12 protein-coding genes are annotated in these 17187 nt (G+C 69.3%); 9 read left to right on the plus strand and 3 right to left on the minus strand.

The window, feature by feature from the left end; translation table 11 throughout:
- Positions 1-179 precede the first annotated feature (179 nt).
- The 6 genes from KIH73_RS03945 to KIH73_RS03970 all read left to right on the plus strand — a co-directional run bounded on the left by KIH73_RS03945 (position 180) and on the right by KIH73_RS03970 (position 9516).
- Complete coding sequence (locus KIH73_RS03945) at positions 180-2024, plus strand: glycoside hydrolase family 36 protein (RefSeq protein WP_219080819.1); 1845 nt, start codon at positions 180-182, stop codon at positions 2022-2024.
- A 169-nt stretch (positions 2025-2193) separates the two neighbouring features.
- Positions 2194-3753 (plus strand): MFS transporter, encoded by a 1560-nt coding sequence (locus tag KIH73_RS03950; protein WP_219080821.1) that lies wholly within the window; start codon positions 2194-2196, stop codon positions 3751-3753.
- A gap of 388 nt (positions 3754-4141) precedes the next feature.
- Complete coding sequence (locus tag KIH73_RS03955; protein WP_219080823.1) at positions 4142-5509, plus strand: MFS transporter; 1368 nt, start codon at positions 4142-4144, stop codon at positions 5507-5509.
- A 308-nt stretch (positions 5510-5817) separates the two neighbouring features.
- On the plus strand, positions 5818-6873 hold the full coding sequence (gene ilvC, locus KIH73_RS03960) for a ketol-acid reductoisomerase (protein ID WP_219080825.1): 1056 nt from the start codon (positions 5818-5820) through the stop codon (positions 6871-6873).
- Between the two features lie 279 nt (positions 6874-7152).
- Positions 7153-8205 carry a ketol-acid reductoisomerase gene (ilvC, locus tag KIH73_RS03965; protein WP_219080827.1) on the plus strand — a complete coding sequence of 351 codons (1053 nt, stop codon included), beginning with the start codon at positions 7153-7155 and terminating at the stop codon, positions 8203-8205.
- Between the two features lie 555 nt (positions 8206-8760).
- Positions 8761-9516: an alpha/beta hydrolase family protein gene (locus KIH73_RS03970; RefSeq protein WP_219080829.1), complete on the plus strand. Its 756-nt coding sequence runs from the start codon at positions 8761-8763 to the stop codon at positions 9514-9516.
- A 42-nt stretch (positions 9517-9558) separates the two neighbouring features.
- Here KIH73_RS03970 and KIH73_RS03975 read toward each other — a convergent pair whose 3' ends face one another.
- The 3 genes from KIH73_RS03975 to KIH73_RS03985 all read right to left on the minus strand — a co-directional run bounded on the left by KIH73_RS03975 (position 9559) and on the right by KIH73_RS03985 (position 13139).
- Positions 9559-10353, minus strand: a complete 795-nt coding sequence (locus KIH73_RS03975; protein WP_219080831.1) for a GDSL-type esterase/lipase family protein — start codon at positions 10351-10353, stop codon at positions 9559-9561.
- Between the two features lie 509 nt (positions 10354-10862).
- Positions 10863-11663 (minus strand): aldo/keto reductase, encoded by an 801-nt coding sequence (locus KIH73_RS03980; protein ID WP_219080834.1) that lies wholly within the window; start codon positions 11661-11663, stop codon positions 10863-10865.
- Positions 11664-12098: 435 nt separating this feature from the next.
- Positions 12099-13139, minus strand: a complete 1041-nt coding sequence (locus KIH73_RS03985) for a LacI family DNA-binding transcriptional regulator (RefSeq protein WP_338023947.1) — start codon at positions 13137-13139, stop codon at positions 12099-12101.
- Positions 13140-13463: 324 nt separating this feature from the next.
- On the opposite strand from KIH73_RS03985, the gene KIH73_RS03990 reads away from it, so the two are divergent.
- The 3 genes from KIH73_RS03990 (at position 13464) to KIH73_RS04000 (ending at position 17104) form a co-directional block, all read left to right on the plus strand.
- A complete protein-coding gene (locus KIH73_RS03990; protein WP_219080838.1) occupies positions 13464-15305 on the plus strand; it encodes a glycoside hydrolase family 13 protein in 1842 nt (613 codons plus the stop codon).
- Between the two features lie 111 nt (positions 15306-15416).
- The gene (locus KIH73_RS03995) at positions 15417-16271 is read left to right on the plus strand and encodes a carbohydrate ABC transporter permease (RefSeq protein WP_219080840.1); all 855 of its coding nucleotides are present in this window, start codon (positions 15417-15419) and stop codon (positions 16269-16271) included.
- Complete coding sequence (locus tag KIH73_RS04000) at positions 16268-17104, plus strand: carbohydrate ABC transporter permease (protein WP_219080842.1); 837 nt, start codon at positions 16268-16270, stop codon at positions 17102-17104. The genes KIH73_RS03995 and KIH73_RS04000 overlap by 4 nt, the downstream gene beginning before the upstream one ends.
- Positions 17105-17187: the final 83 nt, after the last annotated feature.

The raw sequence follows: 17187 nt of genomic DNA on the forward strand, positions 1-17187 counted from the left end.
CCCGGCGGGCCCTCCCCGCCGGGCGACCGAGACCATAAGGCCGCCGGCCGGTCCGGCGGCCGGCGACGCGCGGGGCGTCCGGGGCACACGAGCCGTTCCGGACGCCCCTCGCGTCACGGGCGCCCGCGACGGTGCGGGCGCCGACCAGGACTTCCACCACGTTCGATGAGGGGAATACCATGCTGCTTGACTCGATACGATCGACGCTGCACGACGGGCCGCGGTTCGGCCGTGTGCGGCTGCTGTCCTCGGCCGGCGTGCGCATCGCCGACGCCGCCGGCGTTGCCGACGCCCCCGACGCCGCCGACGCCGCCGGCGGCCGGACGTTCGCCGTCACGGCCGACAAGCCCGGCGCCCCGGGCACGATCGCGCTGACGTGGCCGCTGAGCGACTCGCGCATGTTCTGGAAGGTGGGCATGCGCCCGTCCGGACCCGCGCAGCCCGCCGACTGGGACGGCCGCGTGCCGGTGTCGCTGGTCAACTCGGCGCCGATGGGCTGCCTGCTGGACTCGGCCGACCGCAACGTGCTCGCCTTCGCCTACTCGTACGCCAAGGACGAGGTCCTGATGCGCTACGGCGTCGACGAGGAGCGCGCGATGTTCACCGTGGTGCTCGACGTCGCTCGGATGCCCGGGGCCAGCGAGCTGCTGCTGACCGACCGGCACGGCATGGCCGCCGACGTGATCCGCGCGCTGAGCCGGTGGATGGGGCGTCGGACGGATCGCTTCCCGATGTCGCCGGAGGCCCTCGAGCCGGTGTTCTCCACGTGGTACGCCTACCTGCAGCGCATCGACGCCGACGAGCTGCTCGCGCAGGCCGACGGCATCCGCGGCCTGGGCTGCCGCTCGGTGTTCGTCGACGACGGCTGGCAGGCATTCGGGCATGGCCGCGGCTATGCCGGCTGCGGCGACTGGGTCCCCGACACCGGCAAGTTCCCGGACCTGGCGGCGTGCGTCGCCCGGCTGCGTGAGCGGCACGGGCTGACGACGGTGCTGTGGGTCGCCCCGCTGCTGCTGGGCGAGCGCTCGGAGGCGTTCGCGCGGATGGCGCCCTACGCCCCGCTGCCGATGGACGGTGACCCGGACTGCGGCTGCCGCGTGCTCGACCCGCGCCGGGCGGTGGTGCGCGACCATGTCGCCGACGTGTGCGCCCGGCTGATGCGCCGCTACGGCATCGGCGGGCTGAAGATCGACTTCCTCGACCAGGCCAGGGCGTACCAGGGCCGCCCGCTGGACGACCCCGCCTGCGGCGACGTGGAGGACGTCGGCGAGGCGATGCGCATGATGCTCGCGCAGGTGCGCGACGTCATGCTCGCGCAGTGCGACGGCGTGCCGATCGTCGAATTCCGCCAGCCGTACTCCAGCCCGGCCATCGCGCCGTACAGCAACGTCGTGCGCGCCAGCGACTGCCCGTCCGACGCGGCGACCAACCGCGTGCGCATCGTCGACGAGCGGCTGGTGTCGACGCGCCGCGTGGTCCACGGCGACATGCTGCTGTGGCACCCGCAGGCGGGGGCCGAGGCCTGCGCCGAACAGATCATGGGGTCGTTCTTCGCGGTGCCGCAGATCTCCGTGCGCCCCTCGGCGATGTCCGAGGAGCAGCGCGCGGCGTGCCGGTACCTGCTGCGGGTATGGCGCGACCACCGCGACGTGCTGCTCGGCGGCGGGCTGGACCCGGTCGGCGTGACGGACGGCTACCCGCTGGTGAGCGCGTACGGCGACGGCGGCCAGGTCAGCGCCGTCTACGCGCGCGGCATGGTCGTCGACGTCGACGTGACACGGACGGGCCGGCTGCTGGTGCTGAACGCCTCGCGCGAGCCGGCCGTCGCCCTGCGGCTGCACGGCGACGGCCGGAGCGTGCGCGTCGCCGGCGACGCACACGACTGCCGCGGGAGCGTCGTGACGACGTGGGACGAGCCGATCGCCGCGGCGGACGACGCGAGCGGCGGAGAGGCGGCGTCCGGCGCCGGATTCCTGCGGCTGCCCGCGCCCGCGTACGGCGTGCTCGACCTGTCGGTCCGGTAGGGCGCGGCGCCGCGCGTCCATGCGCCCGTGCGGCGTGGCTCGTCCGGCGGCCGTGTGTAGGCTAGTGGACATGCGGACGCGCGCCGCCGGACCGTCTTCGCCGCGGCCCGCCGGCCCGCGCGACGTCAGGAGTTCCTGAACGAACGATGCGAGATGAGGGAGAGGGGCCATGGCAGACGACACCAACGGCGCAGAGCACAACGACATCCCGACCCCGCCGCCGCTGCCGGGGCAGGTGTTCATCCGTCCCGGCATCGACGACCGGCCGGACTTCGAGAAGGCGCTGAGCGACGAGGACAAGGCGGCGCTCGCGCGACTCACGGTCAAGCAGAACCCGAGGCAGCCGGAGCCGTCCGGCGAACGCCCCGAGGTGCAGGCCGCGCAGATGAACGCCGGTGGCGCGCCCATCACGGCCGCCGCCAGGCTCGACACCGCCGTGCCGAACCTCGAATCGTCGTTCCTCGACCTGCGCGACCCGATGGTCGACGCGGACGGCCACCGGCCCACCCCCGTCGAGATGACGCGGCTGAACCTCGGCTTCGCGCTGGGCGCGGTGCTGTGCTCGGCGCCGCTCGCCGCCCTGAACAACGTGCTGGTGCCGGTGCGCATCGACGCCGCCGCGGGCGCCGGCCGCCCGTACGCGCTGGCGTTGCTGGTCGCGCTCGGCGTGGTCGCCTCGCTGGTGACCAACGCGGCGGTGGCCGTGTGGTCCGACCACACGCGCACCGAGGTCGGGCGGCGCACCGTGTGGATCGTCGCGGGCGGCCTGGTCGCGGCCGTGTTCTCGCTGGGGCTGGCCGTGGCCACGAGCGTCGTCCTGCTGGCCGTCCTGTGGTGCCTGCTGCAGTTCGGCTACGCGATGATGACGACCGCGCTGTCCGCCTCCTTCGGCGAACGCATCCCGGACAAGTTCCGCTCCCGCGCCGACGCGTACCGCGGCATCGGCCTGGCCGTCGGCCAGCTGGCCGGCGCGCTGTTCGGCGTGCTCATGGTCGGCTCCACGTCGCTCGCCGTCGACGTGTGCGCGGCCGTGTTCGCCGTGGCCGGCCTGGCCACCGTGCTGATCCTGCCGCGCGAGCGCTCCAGCGTGGAGCTGCGCTCGCAGGCCATCACGCAGGACGAGTTCTTCGCGCGCTACCGCATGCCGAAGAACGCGCCGAACTTCACCCGCGCGTTCGTCGGCCGCCTGGCGATGACCGCCGGCGTCTCGATGGTCGGCGTGTTCTCGTGGTACATCGTGCTGTACATGGTGAGCGCCGGCGATCTCGGCGCCGCCGTCCCGGTGATGGCCGCCGTGGCCCTGGCCTCGTTCGCCGGCGGGCTGATCGCCGCGGTCGTGCTCGGCCCGATCGCCGACCGCTGGGAGGACGGCCGCATCCCTGCGGTGCTGGCGTGCGGCGTGTTCGTCGTCGCGCTCGCGGTGCCGATCCTGACCCCGACGGCGGCCGGCGTCGTCGCCTACGCCGTGCTCGGCGGGTTCGCGTACGCGGTGTTCGACGGCCTCGCCCAGCGGATCGGCGCCGCCGTGCTGCCCGACGTGCGCGACGCCGGCCGCGGTCTGTCCGTGCTTAACCTGGCGTCGCATGCCGGCGTGATCCTCGGCGTGGCGCTGTCGGCGGCCTCGCTGGCGCTGTTCGGCACGTACCTGGTGCTGTTCCCGGTCGCCATCGTCGTGGTGGTCGTGGCCGCCGCGGAGACCTGGTCGATCCACGACGAGGAGGCGCGCTGACGCGGTCCGCCGATGCCACGGCCGTGTCCGCATAGTGACCCACGGCGCGCACGGCCGGCCCGGCGCGCTTAAGTTAGCACGTGGTTCGGGCGGCAACGCCCGGAGACGATACGAGACGCCGAAGGGAGGTTCGCCGTGATGACCGGAATGTCGCTGCACGCAGTCGCGTCCGCGCGAATTATGATTCCGTCGTCGTTGGCGGACTGATTCGGCATGCACGCTTGAACCCGCCAACGACGGCAGGGTTCGCGGACGACACGATTCCATGACGGGCCCTGCCGCAAGCGGCGGGGCCCGCGCCGTTGCGCCCCACAAGGCAACGCGGCGGCGCGGGCGGACACGCATACGCGGGCGCCCGCGCGCCCACACCATAAGAAGAGGGACATCCATGACTGCAGTCGAAACGACTGGCGACGCTGGCGCGCACAACGGCAGCGGCAAACTCCAGGCGGCGGCACGCGATTCGGTGAAGACCGTCATCGCCGCCTCGATGGTCGGCACGGCCATCGAATTCTACGATTTCTACGCCTACGGCACCGCCGCGGCGAACTACTTCCCGACCGTGTTCTTCTCGGACACCACCAACCCGACCGTCGCGCTGCTGCTCAGCCTCGTGACCTTCGCCGTCGCGTTCATCGCCCGCCCGGTCGGCTCGATGATCTTCGGCCACTTCGGCGACCGTCTCGGCCGCAAGAAGACGCTGGTCGTCTCCCTGCTGACGATGGGCATCTCGACGTTCCTGATCGGCTGCCTGCCGTCCTACGACCAGGTCGGCCTGCTCGCGGTCGTCATCCTGTGCGTCTGCCGCTTCGCCCAGGGCATCGGACTGGGCGGCGAGTGGTCGGGCGCGGCGCTGGTCGCCACCGAGAACGCCCCCGAGAACAAGCGCGCGCTGTACGGCTCGTTCCCGGAGCTGGGCGCCCCGATCGGCTTCTTCCTGTCGAACGGCACGTTCTTCGTGCTGGAGTCCTTCAACGACGAGGCCGCGATGACGAGCTGGGGCTGGCGCGTGCCGTTCCTGCTCTCCGCGATCCTGGTGGTCGTCGGCTTCGTGGTGCGCGTGCACATGGAGGAGACCCCGATCTTCCGCATGGCGCAGGAGCGCAACGAGGTCGTCAAGGCCCCGCTGGTCGAGGTGTTCCGCAAGAGCTGGGTGCAGGTGCTGCAGGCCACGTTCCTCGTCGCCGTCACCTACACGCTGTTCTACACGCTGGCCACCTGGTCGCTGTCCTGGGGCACCAAGAGCCCCGAGGCCGGCGGCGGCGGGCTCGGCTTCACGAACCGCGAGTACCTGCTCATGCTGATGATCTCGGTGGTCTTCTTCGCGCTGTTCGTGGTGATCTCCTGCGTGACCGCCGACAGGATCGGCCGCCGCCGCGTGCTGATGTTCTCGTCGGTCGCGCTGGTGGTGTTCGCCGTCGTGTTCCCGTACCTGCTGATGGGCACCGGCAGGCGCGACTTCGTGGCCGTGATGGTCTTCCTGTGCGTCGGCTTCGCGCTGATGGGCACCGCGTTCGGCCCGATCGGCGCGTTCCTGCCCGAGCTGTTCGACGCGAACGTGCGCTACTCCGGCTCCGGCATCGGCTACAACCTCGCCGCGATCGTCGGCGCCGCGTTCGTGCCGACCATCGCCACCTGGCTGTCGGCCAACTGGGGCGTGCAGTCCGTCGGCCTGTACCTCGGCGTGATGGCGGTCTGCTGCCTGATCGCGGTGATCAGCTGCCGCGAGACCAAGGACGCCGACTTCACCAAGTGAGCCGGCGGTCCGACCCCCGTGCGCACATCCGTCCCGGCTCCGGCGCACGGAGTCCGCGAGCCGGGATATCCTCCCCGCCGTCCGGACCGTCTGCCGGACGAGGGAACTGGTCATTATTCGAACATCATCGTTCAATGCGGCGGCCCCGGTATTAGAACGGAGCCGCAGGAGCGGCGGCCGGTCCGGTCCGCGCACGACGCGGACCCGCCCGGACGCCCGACCCGAGCTGAGAATGTTCCGGACGCCGGCCGCGTCCGGGGCGCCGCCGGAATGCGGGCGGCGCAACAGTCAAAGAAGGAGCGCCACACATGGCAGCAACGATCTGGTATGAAAACGACGGCGATCTGTCCGTACTCAACGGCAAGAAGGTCGCGATCCTCGGCTATGGCTCGCAGGGCCACGCGCATGCGCTGAACCTGCGCGATTCCGGCGTCGACGTCGTGGTCGGCCTGCGCCCGTCCTCGAAGTCGGTGGAATACGCCAAGGAGCAGGGCCTTGAGGTCAAGCCGATCGAGGAGGCCGTCGCCGAGGCCGACGTGGTGATGATCCTGCTGCCGGACCAGCACCAGGCCAGGGTCTACAAGGAGCAGGTCGAGCCGAACCTGAAGCCGGGCGCCGCGCTGGCGTTCGCCCACGGCTTCAACATCCACTACGGCTACATCAAGCCGTCCGAGGACCATCCGGTGTTCATGGTCGCTCCGAAGGGCCCGGGCCACATCGTGCGCCGCGAGTACGCGGCCGGCCGTGGCGTCCCGGTCGTGGTCGCGGTCGAGCAGGATCCGCGCGGCGACGCCTGGGCGATCACCCTGGCCTATGCGAAGGCGCTGGGCGCCCTGCGCGCCGGCGCGATCAAGACCACCTTCAAGGAGGAGACCGAGACCGATCTGTTCGGCGAGCAGGACGTGCTCATGGGCGGCGTGAACCACCTCGTCGAGTGCGGCTTCGAGGTGCTGACCGAGGCCGGCTACCAGCCGGAGATCGCCTACTTCGAGGTGTGCCACGAGCTCAAGATGCTGGTCGACCTGATGAACGAGGGCGGCCTGAACAAGGCGCGCTGGTCCTGCTCCGACACCGCCCAGTACGGCGACTTCACCTCGACCGTGGTCGACGAGTCCACTAAGGACCGCATGCGCCACCAGCTCAAGCGCATCCAGGACGGCTCCTTCGCCAAGGAGTTCATGGACGACCAGGCCGCCGGCGCCCCGAAGTTCAAGGAGCTGCAGGAGAAGTTCAGCCACGAGAAGATCGAGGAGGTCGGCCCGAAGCTGCGCGCCATGTTCTCCTGGAACAACGGCCCGGCCGCCGACGCCGACGAGGCCGAGTCCTTCAACGGCAAGATCGCCCGCACCCAGGTGCAGGAGTGAGCGCGTCCGTCCGCTGAACCGCGGAGGGCGCCGCCGATCCGGCCGCCACGTCATGGGAGCCGCCAGCCATCCGGTTGGCGGCTCCCCGCGTATCCGCGTGCCGCCGGCCGGCCGCGGGCTTCGGCGCACGCCGCCCGATAGGTGGGACGGGCCTCGTGCGGGAACGCCGGACGAGTAAGATGGTCTCCAGTTTGCGAGGACAAAATCCTCGATGCGATCGGCTGGCGGAGCCATAGCCGGACGACTGACGACAACCGAACAACATAAAGGAGTGCTTACATGGCTGCACAGATCTGGTACGAGAACGATGGCGACCTCTCGGTCCTGCAGGGCAAGAAGGTCGCGATCATCGGCTACGGCTCGCAGGGCCACGCGCATGCGCTGAACCTGCGCGATTCCGGCGTCGACGTCGTGGTCGGCCTGCGCCCGACCTCGAAGTCCGTCGAGTTCGCCAAGGAGCAGGGCCTGGACGTCAAGTCCGTGGCCGACGCCGCCGCCGAGGCCGACGTGATCATGATCCTGACCCCGGACCAGACCCAGCGCAAGGTCTGGGCCAACGAGATCGAGCCGAACCTCAAGGAGGGCGCGGCCATCGCGTTCGCCCACGGCTTCAACATCCACTACGGCTACATCAAGCCGTCGGCCGACCACCCGATCTTCATGGTCGCTCCGAAGGGTCCGGGCCACATCGTGCGCCGCGAGTACGCGGCCGGCCGTGGCGTCCCGGTCGTCGTGGCCGTCGAGCAGGATCCGCGCGGCGACGCCTGGGATCTGACCCTCGCCTACGCGAAGGCCCTCGGCGCCCTGCGCGCCGGCGCGATCAAGACCACCTTCAAGGAGGAGACCGAGACCGATCTGTTCGGCGAGCAGAACGTGCTGCTCGGCGGCGTGAACAAGCTCGTCGAGATGGGCTTCGAGGTCCTCACCGACGCCGGTTACCAGCCGGAGATCGCCTACTTCGAGGTGTGCCACGAGCTCAAGATGATCGTCGACCTGATGAACGAGGGCGGCCTGAACAAGGACCGCTGGTCCTGCTCCGACACCGCCCAGTACGGCGACTACGTCAACACCTGCATCGACGAGCACGTCCGTGAGCGCATGGAGTACCACCTCAAGCGCATCCAGGACGGCTCCTTCGCCCGTGAGTTCATCGAGGACCAGGACGCCGGCGCCCCGAAGTTCAAGGCGCTGCAGGAGGAGTACTCGCACGTGCGCATCGAGGAGGTCGGCCCGAAGCTGCGCGCCATGTTCTCCTGGAACAACGACGCCCCGAAGGACGCCGACGAGGCCAACTCCTTCACCGGCAAGATCGCCCGCGCCCAGGTGCAGTGACCGAAATTCCCGCAGGGAATTTCACAAGTCACTGCACGCGAGGCGGCCGCAGAGGAAGTCCAGTGGACTTCCGTGCCGCCGGAGCCATCCGCATGTGAGTGAAATTCCTCTGCGGGATGGGAGAATCTTTTCCCCCAAAGACACATTGTGCCAAGGCCGTCAGCCCCAGGCTGGCGGCCTTCGTCATATCCGGGAGGTGCCACATCTGAGACGTTGTCTCCATGGTGTTTGACCTCCACTCCCAGGTCATCGTCACGTCCGAGGCATTGCCCTCGTTGCGCCCGATGCTGCCCCACCATGCCCGGGGACATCTACGGCGTGAAGCGGTCTCCCATAGGCGGGCGGATGCTGCTCCATCATGCCCGGGGACATCAGTCCCGACACGCCCGAGGCTCCCGCAAGGTTTGGAGGATAGTCCGCGGGCAATGGCGGAATCGTGTGATTGTCCGCGGACCATCCCCCGAACCCTGCGACCACCTTCGGCGTGTTGCGTCTCGGCCGCTCGGTCTCCCCGGCCGCTACGCTGGAACCGACACCATCGGCAAGGAGGCACACATGGAATTCGACGTGATGCGCGACGGGTTGCGCCTGCGCGGGGTCATCGACCGTCCCGCGCCCGCCGCCCCGTGCCCCGCGGTCATCATGATGCACGGGTTCACCGGCGACATGGGCGCCCGTCCGGGCACGCTGTACCAGCGGATCGCGGACGGCCTGGTCGCCGGCGGGGTCGCCGCCGTCCGGTTCGACTTCAATGGGCACGGCGGCAGCGACGGCGACTTCGGCCGCATGGACGTGCTCAACGAGATCGAGGACGCCATCGCCGTCCTCCGTTACGTCCGCGGTCTGGACTGGGTGATGGACATCCGCCTGCTGGGCCACTCGCAGGGCGGCGTGGTCGCCGGCATGACCGCCGGGCTGTACCACGACGTGATCGACCGGCTGGCGCTGATGGCGCCCGCCGCCACGCTCCGGGATGACGCCATCGCCGGCACCTGCATGGGCGTGCGCTACGACGCCGCGCACATCCCCGACGCGGTCGCGATCGACGGCGGCGCGCACGTGGTCGGCGGCCACTATTTCCGCATCGCCCAGGTGCTGCCCATCTACGAGGTGACGTCGCGGTTCGCCGGGCCGTCGCTGGCGATCCACGGTCTGGCCGACGACGTCGTCGACCCGGCCGCGTCGCGCCGGTACGGCGAGGCCATGCCGGACTGCGCGGTCAGCCTGTACCCCGGCCTCGACCACGGCATCGACGGGGCCGACCGCGATGCGGCCGTCGCCGAGGTCGTCCGCTTCCTGACCGCCGCCTGACTGCTGCCTGACCGGCGGATGGGCTGGTCTTCCGAGAGACGCTCAGCCGTTCAGCAGGTCGAGGAACGCGGGGAGGATGGCGCGGTAGCCGGCCTCGTTGAGGTGCATGCCCTCGACGGTGTACTCGGCGCGCAGCCGGCCGTGGTCGTCGAGCAGCGGCGCGTTGAGGTCGGCGAACCGGGCGTGGTGCCGCTCCGCCAGGCTCCGGACCGCCTCGTTCGCCGAACGGATGCGCGCGTTGGTGCGCACGGCGAGGCAGCGGCGCACGCCCTCGTCGGTCGCCACATCCGGGTTGACCGGGTAGTAGGCCGGCATCGTGATGTCGATGCCCGGCAGCTCGCGCTCGATCGCGGTGAGGATGCGCCCGTAACGCGCGACGAGCACGTCGTTCGTGGTCGCCGGATCGTTGAGGTCGTTCGTGCCGATGTTGATGACCAGCCGCGCCGGCCGCAACGCCAGCACGCACTCGTCGAGGCACGCCAGCAGCTCGTCGGCCACGAGCCCGGCGACGCCGCGGTTGTGCAGGTTCAGGTCCAGCCCGGCCTCGGTGGCCATGCGCTCGATTGGGAAGAACTCCATCAGCGACGACCCGGCGCACACGATGCCGCCCGGTTCGACCGTGCGGTTGAGCTCGCGGTAGCGGTCGACCTTCGCGCGTTTCTCGGGGGCGAGCGTGATGGCCGTCGCCGTGGGCTCGGTCGGCTTCGGCGGGGATGGCGCCGCCGCCTCTTCCGTGTTCGCAGTCGTGCGATGGCCCGCGGCGCCCGGTCCGCCGACGCCCGGCGAGCCGCCCTCGCTCCGGTCCGTATCCGCGCTGGTCTCCGTTGATATGCCCATACGGACAGTGTAGGCGCATTCCGGCTGCCGCCGGTCGGGGCGGCCGCGTGGCGGAGGCGCCCTGGTAACGTTGCCGCCTGCGACGTTTTCATTGCTTTGGGACGGTCTGGCACCGCGATCGGAGGCGGTCGCCGAGCCGGGGTCGCCGAGCGTGGCGTCGTCGTGCTCCGCTCGCCACGGCTTGTCGTCCGTGGTCGCCGGCGGCTTCCGGGGCGGTCGCAGACGCATGTCGGGCCGTTTGGCGCGTCGGACCGTCGGCGGGCTGTGCGGTAGGAACGTCGCCGTGCGGCGAAGGTGTCGCGTCCGCGAGACAGCGTCGGTCGCATGGCGTCGCGTGGATCGCCCGCCGACCATGTGCGTGCCACGCACACATTGTGCGCGTCGGATGGCCGCAACCGGATCGCGGTGGGCGGCCGCACGGTGAACGTACCGACCGCCGCAGGGATCGGACATCGGCGTCGGGCCGCTCCCGCCGTCGGCGTCGCCGGCGCTTGCCGCACCCGCCGCGGTCAGTACCAGCCGAACAGCGACTTGCCCTCGTCGAGGGCCGAGATCGCATCCATCTCCGTGTCGGTCAGCGAGAAGTCGAACACGTTGATGTTCTGGCGGAGCCGGCCGCGCTTGGAGGACTTCGGGATCACGCCGATGCCGAGCTGGATCAGGTACCGCAGCGCCACCTGCGCCGCGGTCTTCCCGTGGCTTTCGGCGATGTCGCGGAGCGTCGGCTCCTGGAAGATCGGCCGGCGGCCCTCGGTGAACGGCGCCCACGCCTGCATCATCGTGCCGTGGGCCGCCAGGTTGCGCTGCAGCGTGCGCTGCGCGAAGTAGACGTGCGCCTCCACCTGGTCGACGGCCGGCACCACGTCGCAGGTCTGCAGCAGATTCTCGTACATCAGCGACTTGAAGTTCGACACGCCGATCGCGCGGACCTGGCCGCGTTCCAGCGCCTCCTCCATCGCGCGGTACATGGCCGGCGCCTGATCGTACGGCTCGTGGATGAGCAGCAGGTCGATGTACTCCAGGTCCAGGGCCTTGAGCGACTCCTCGATGCCGCGCTTCGCGCGGTCGTAGCTCGCCGAGGGCCGGTAGAGCTTGGTCGTGACGAACAGCTCCTCCCGGTCGATGCCGCTGCGCCGCAGCGCATCGCCGACCTCGCGCTCGTTGCCGTACATCTGCGCGGTGTCGAACAGGCGATATCCGGCGTCGGCCGCCTCGCGCACCACGCGCTCGCAGTCCTCGCCGCGCAGGTCCCAAGTGCCCAGGCCCAGCAGCGGCATGTGGACCCCGTTGTTCAGCGTTACATATTCCATACCTGATGTTGTACCGCATGCCGCCGTCGGGGCTGATGGGTGCAGGGTGGGAGGAAGGCCGGTAAGGCCTCCGGCGGGGAATGAAGTCGGACTGATGGGTGTGCGGACGGGGCTCCGGTTCACAGGTTGGAGCCGAGCGATCCTGTGAACCGGCGCATGTGCGGTTTGCATGGCGAAACGTTGGAATGGCGCCGGCGGGATGTGCGGGTGATGGGTGATCGTGTGCATTTCCGGTTCACAGGATGGAAGGGCTCCAACCTGTGAACCGGGTATACGTTGTACTCGGCTGGGAGGGATCGGCGGTATGCGCCTGGCGTGTTCGGAGCGCCGCGCTTTTGGGGTGTTCGGCGCCGGAACGTGGGACACATTGTGCATGGGGGCGGTTGCGTGTTTGGCCGATCCGTTCCGCGCGCGCCCGATGCGCCGCCCGGCCGCCTAGTCGATTCGCTGCGGCACCCCGGTCGTGGTCCGCAGCACCGGAATCGTGTCCACCAGCAGGTGCGGCTGTTCTGGCCGCTTCTCCTGGATGAGGTCGAGCGCGCGCGTCGCGGCCTCGCGCCCGAGCAGCACCGGATCCTGGTGGATGGTGGTGATGCCGAGCAGTTCCGCCGTCGGCTGGTCGTCGAACCCGATGACCGACATCTGTTCGGGGACCCGGATGTGCTGCCGTTTGAGCTCGTTGAGCATCAGGGCGGCCATGTCGTCGGTCTGCACGCACACGCCGGTGGGGCTTTCCGGCGAGGCCAGCATCTGCGCGGTGCTGCGCCGGATGATCTCCTGGATCGGCAGCACCTGGTTCTCCGCCTTCGACGGCGCGAAGTACAGGTCGTCCTCGGTGTAGCCGAGCTCCAGTGCGGTGTCGCGGAACCCGTCGCCGCGCAGGTTGCTGCTGTAGCTCAGGTCGGGCGGGATGAGGTTGCCGATGTAGGCGAGCCGGCGGTGCCCGAGCGAGTGGAGCAGCTGGACCGCCTGGTGCATGCCGCCGAGGTCGTCGATGCGCACGCTGGCGTCGAGCCCCTCGACCGTCGGGTTGTTGACGCCGACCAGCGGCACGTCGAGCGGGGCGAGCGCGTTGCGGAACGTCTCGTCGAGCGTGAACGAGGAGACGATGATGGCGTCGGTGTTGCGGGTGCTCGGCAGCGCGGCGATGAGCCGGCTGAGCTCGTCGCGGTTCGTGATGCAGGTCGGCACGACGTCGTACCCGGCGGGCGAGAGGATCTCGTGCGTGCCTTGCAGCAGCGAGGAGTTGAACCAGTCGTTGAGCCGGCCGGAGACGATCAGCATGACGCGGTTCGCCCTGCCGGAGGCCAGGGCCGAGGCGCTTTTGGACAGCGAGAACCGCAGGGCGGCGGCGGCGTCCTCGACGCGCTGGCGGGTGGCCGGCGCGACGTTGGACAGGCCGCGCAGGGCCCGCGACACCGTCGCCTCCGATACGCCGGCCAGCTTGGCAACGTCCTGGATGGTGGATTTTCCCACGATGCGTTCTCCTTGTGATGCTGCAACATTGGTTGCAGGGGATGCTGTAACTTTCACTATACGAGGTCTTCCAGGTTCTTTCCAGCGGGTGTTGCGAGGCGGCGACACGCTATTTGACGACATAGTGATGCAAGCGCTATCATCTTGACCTGTCGTAAGGCGGCGTGGCTATTTCGCTGAAGAAACGCGCTGCGTTGCGACAGCATCAGAAGAAAAATACCGCAGGGAGATTGCTGCGAGAGATTGCGCTTGCATGTTATGCGCATGCATTGAAAGCGTTGTCATCGACGGCGATCCCATGGCACTCACAGTGGAGGATCAGTGATGAACGGTGACAACAGCGTCACCCGGCCGCAGGAGCCGGGCGCCGATGCGGCCCGTGCGCTGAGCTGGTGGCAGCAGGCGGTGGTGTACCAGATCTACCCCCGCTCGTTCAAGGACACGACCGGCTCCGGTCTGGGCGACCTCAACGGCGTGACGGAGAAGATCCCGTACCTCGCCGAGCTCGGCGTCGACGCGCTGTGGCTCAGCCCCTTCTACCCGAGCCAGCTGGCGGACGGCGGCTACGACGTGGACGACTACCGCGCCGTCGACCCCAAGCTCGGCACGATGGACGACTTCGACCGCCTCGCCCGCACCGCGCACGAGCACGGCCTCAAGGTGGTCGTGGACATCGTGCCGAACCATTCGTCGAACCTGCACGAATGGTTCCAGGCCGCGCTCAAGGCCGGCCCCGGCTCGCCCGAACGCGACCGCTACATCTTCCGCGACGGACGCGGCGAGCACGGCGAGCTGCCGCCCACCGACTGGATCGCCAGCTTCGGCGGCCCCGCCTGGACCCGCGTGCCCGACGGCCAGTGGTACCTGCACCTGTTCACCGTCGAACAGCCGGACTGGAACTGGAACAACCCGGAGGTCCGCGAGGACTTCCTGCGGACCATCCGCTTCTGGTCCGACCACGGCGCCGACGGCTTCCGCGTCGACGTGGCGCACGGCCTGGCCAAGGACCTCGACCGCGACGACCTCGACGACTACCCGGTGCAGGCCCCGTTCCTGCCCGACGACGGCAGCTACCCGATCTACGACCGCGACGAGGTCCACGAGATCTACCGCGAATGGCGCCGGGTGTTCAACGAGTACGACCCGCCGCGCTTCGCCGTGGCCGAGGCCTGGGTCAATCCCAGGCGACAGTACCTCTACGCGAGCCCCGACGAGCTCGGCCAGGTGTTCAACTTCGAGTTCGCCAAGAAGAACTGGATCCGCGACGAGATGCACGAGGCCATCGAGGAGGGCCTGGCCGCAGCCGAGGAGTCCGGGTCCACGGCCACGTGGGTGATGAGCAACCACGACGTGCCGCGCCACGCCAGCCGCTACGGCCTGCCGCAGGTCCCGGCCCGCGTGCACCACCAGATCGCCATCGACTGGCTGATGCGCGACGGCGCCAGCTACCACGAGGACCGCGCCTTGGGCGAGAAGCGGTCGCGCGCGGCCCTGCTGCTCGAACTGGGTCTGCCCGGCTCCGCCTACGTGTATCAGGGCGAGGAGCTCGGCCTGTTCGAGGTCGCCGACATCCCCTGGGACGAACTCGAGGATCCGACGGCGTTCCACACGGTCCGCGCCGGCACGCAGAAGGGCCGCGACGGCTGCCGCGTGCCGCTGCCGTGGGTCGCCGCGGACTGCGTCGACGCGCCCGCGGCCGACGGCGAGCCGTCCGCCTACGCGCATGCCGGGTCGTTCGGGTTCTCGCCCGCCGTCAAAACCGTCGGCGCCGGCGTGGACGCCGACCAGGCCGGCGCGCCCGCCGAACCGCCGCACCTGCCGCAGCCCCGCTGGTTCGCGCGGCACGCGGTGGACGTCGAGGACGCCGACGCGACCTCCATGCTCAACCTGTACCGCACCGCGCTCGCGCTGCGCCACCGGTACATGCCGGACGATACCGGGTTCGCGTGGCTGCCGCAGGACGCGCCGTCGGGCCTGCGCGACGGCGCCGACGGCAACCCGGGCGGCGTCATCGCCTATCGCCGGTCCAACGGCTGGGCGGTGATGACGAACTTCGGCGCGGAGCCGGTGGCCCTGCCCGAAGGCGAGGTGCTGCTGACCTCCGGCGACCTGACCGACGACGGCAGGCTGCCGCAGGACACCAGCGCCTGGATGATGCTCGGCTGACGCCGTAGCACCCCGCGGCGGCGGGTCCGCATCGACGCGGGACCCGCCGGCCGCAACCGGATTCCGACGCCGGACCGGCGCCGGATCTCAACGAAGAGAAAGCGAGAAACCATGATCAGCATGGTCGGCAAATCGATACGCCGGTGGTGGGCGCTGTTTGCGCTGCCGACGTGTGCGGCGTTCGCCATCGGGTTCGTGGCTCCGTTCGTGATCGGCGTGTACCTGAGCTTCACCAAGTTCACGACCGTGACCGACGCGGAGTGGGTCGGGCTCTCGAACTACGCCGGCGTGTTCTCCGACCCCGAGTTCATCCACGCGCTGTGGATGACGGTGGCGTTCACCGTCGTGACGACGATCATCATCAACGTCGCGGCGTTCTTCGTCGCCTACATGTTCACCAAGGCCATGAAGGGCGCGAACCTGTTCCGCTCCGTGTTCTTCATGCCGAACCTCATCGGCGGCATCGTGCTGGGCTACATCTGGCAGCTGCTGCTCAACGGCGTGCTCGCCCACTGGGGGCGCTCGCTGACCTACTCCGCGGTCTACGGCTTCTGGGGCATGGTGATCCTGGTGTGCTGGCAGCAGATCGGCTACATGATGGTCATCTACATCGCCGGCCTGCAGGCCCTGCCCACCGACGTGATGGAGGCGGCGGCCGTGGACGGCGCCAACTCCCGCCAGACCCTGTTCAAGGTGACGATCCCGCTGATGATGCCGAGCATCACCGTGTGCTCGTTCCTGACCGTGACCAACGGCTTCAAGCTGTTCGACCAGAACCTGGCGCTGACCAACGGCGCGCCGAGCAACATGAGCGAGATGCTCGCGCTGAACATCTACCGCACGTTCTACGGCCGCATCGGCTACGAGGGCGTCGGCCAGGCCAAGGCCGTGGTGTTCTTCATCATCGTGGCCGTGATCGCCGTGATCCAGAACAAGCTCACCACCAGCAAGGAGGTCGAGGCATGAGAAGCAAACTGAGGCACCCCGCCGTCTGGACGGCCGTCTTCGCCCTGGTGTCGCTGGCCTGGATCTTCCCGATCATCCTGGTCGTCATCAATTCGTTCAAGTCCAAGGCGTACATCAGCTCCGAGACCTTCAGCCTGCCGACCGGCGACATGTTCGTCGGCCTGGAGAACTACGCCCGCGGCATCGACCGCACCGACCTGATCGCCAGCTTCGGCTGGACGGTCGTGGTCACCGTCGGCTCGGTCGCGCTGATCCTGCTGTGCACCTCGATGTGCGCGTGGTGGATCGTCCGCGTGAACAACACGTTCGCCAAGACCATCTACCTGCTGTTCCTGTTCAACATGATCGTGCCGTTCCAGATGGTCATGTTCCCGCTGTCCAAGATCGCCGACACGCTCGGCCTGAACACCCCGTGGGGCCTGTGGGTCGTCTATCTCGGCTTCGGCGCCGGCCTGGCGGTGTTCATCTTCACCGGCGTCGTCAAGTCGCTGCCCGCCGAGATCGAGGAGGCCGCGATGATCGACGGCGCCTCGGTGCCGCGCACGTTCTTCACGATCGTCGTGCCGATGATGAAGCCGAGCATCGTTTCCGTCGCGATCCTGCAGACCATGTGGATCTGGAACGACTTCCTGCTGCCGTACCTGACGCTCGACATGCGCAAGTACAAGACCATGTCGATCGCGATCCAGTACCTCAAGGGCGGCTACGGCTCGGTCGACATGGGCGCGATGATGGGCTGCCTCGTGCTCGCCATCATCCCGATCGTCGTCTTCTACCTCTTCTGCCAGAAGTACATCATCGCGGGCGTCACCGCCGGCGCGGTGAAGGGCTGACGGCAGCCGCGCGACCCGACGGGCGGCGGACGCGACCGGCGAACCGGTGCGGCCGCGACGCCGCCCGCCATCCCCCGCCCTCC

It is taken from the genome of Bifidobacterium phasiani (genome assembly GCF_019331775.1).
In the GTDB taxonomy this organism is placed as follows: Bacteria; Actinomycetota; Actinomycetes; order Actinomycetales; family Bifidobacteriaceae; genus Bifidobacterium; species Bifidobacterium phasiani.